Annotated in this window: 1 protein-coding gene and 1 pseudogene; one reads left to right on the plus strand and one right to left on the minus strand. The window is 57.6% G+C overall.

Translation table 11 applies throughout. The annotated features are described in order from the left end of the window. Window positions 1-168 precede the first annotated feature (168 nt). Window positions 169-501: a hypothetical protein gene (locus tag RZR99_RS32790; protein ID WP_323123825.1), complete on the plus strand. Its 333-nt coding sequence runs from the start codon at window positions 169-171 to the stop codon at window positions 499-501. 487 nt (window positions 502-988) lie between these two features. On the opposite strand, the pseudogene RZR99_RS32795 reads toward RZR99_RS32790, so the two are convergent. Then, a pseudogene (locus tag RZR99_RS32795) lies at window positions 989-1,476 on the minus strand (triacylglycerol lipase); the annotation flags it as partial.

Here is a 1,476-nt window from a genome sequence, read left to right on the forward strand (position 1 = left end):
CGAACCAAACATGGAACCCCGTCACGAGCTTGAAACCCGCGCCACACAAGCAACGACATCGGTCCGGGTTGCATTTTTGTGTCATTTCCGATGACGGTGATCAGTCCAAGGTTGTGGTCATGTACGTGCCAGCGGACCGCGCGGATGCCGCGGCGTGTAGTGCATCCCTTGCCCAAAGCACTGACCAGCCGGACTACGCCAGAGCTGGAATACCTCGAGGCGAAATGGGCAGCACATCTACCGTACCGGCTGGCCACTGCCATGCTCGAGGAAGTGCTGCCGCTGGACAAGGGCATTTCGTTCAGCGGCATTCGGGACCGGATTCTCGCCATCGGAAAACAACTCGACGCCGAAATAGAACGAGACATCGGGCGGCGGCCCCAGTCCGTTGCAGACGGGCAGGTTCGCACATGCAACCATGTCGCCGCCGTGAGTGTCGACTCAGCGTGGCTGCGTAATTGCGATCACGGGAGAGACCACGGCAGCCAATACCGTGTTTGACACTGGGTCGGCCGACTCTCCGGCTTGATCGAGCGGTTCTACTCTCACTTTACGAATCACCCAACTGGTTTAGCGANGGAGAGACCACGGCAGCCAATACCGTGTTTGACACTGGGTCGGCCGACTCTCCGGCTTGATCGAGCGGTTCTACTCTCACTTTACGAATCACCCAACTGGTTTAGCGACGACTGAAAATTGATGACGTGAACGGCACAGTGGCCTGACGGCAAACCTGATCAAGAAACAAGTCTTCGAGACTGTGTCCGTTTTTAGGACCGTCAGGCGCAAATCTCATCGTGGCGCGGGGAGCTATCCCCAAAACGACGCCGAATAGATTTACGCAAGCCAACAACGACATCGACAAGCAGTCTTGCAAAAATGGGGGTGACCATAGATTTCTTGAGGCCACCCCAATCTCTAGTGAGGCTGATGTTTCTGCGCTCGAAGTGGGGGTGCCAGAATTTCGACAATAGCTCCACCAGACCCATCAGACGCCCTGATTTTTAAGCCGGTTTGCATGCGCGCGGATCACTGCGACCGGATCTTCCGCATATGCGCCACGGACTCCCAGCAATTGATTGATTTCGTCTAAATGGTTCCATTTGTAGCTCGTGCTGATCACCTGGCCATACAGCGAACTGCAGCGCGACACCAGACCGTCGTTCGGACCGGACGCGCGATTGATCATCGCCGTTCCGGTGCCGAGCATCGCAAGAGTAGACGGGTCAGCGACGTTGGCGGGATCGACGACTGGTATCGTGCTGGTATCGATTGCTCCTGTGACGATGCCGAGCAACGATGAAGTCGGCTGGATCGCCGTGCCGCCCCACGAATACAGTAAATGCTTATAGCCATCGACGGTCTCGGTCGAGGCGCCGGTCTGGCACGAGCCCGGTGTGCCCAAGCCCGCGCTCGGGTAGTTCTGGTTGAAGGTTGCCGATCGCGCAGTGGTGAGCGTTGTCAGCGCGGCGAGCG

The organism is Burkholderia alba (assembly GCF_034721475.1).
GTDB classification, from domain to species: Bacteria; Pseudomonadota; Gammaproteobacteria; order Burkholderiales; family Burkholderiaceae; genus Burkholderia; species Burkholderia alba.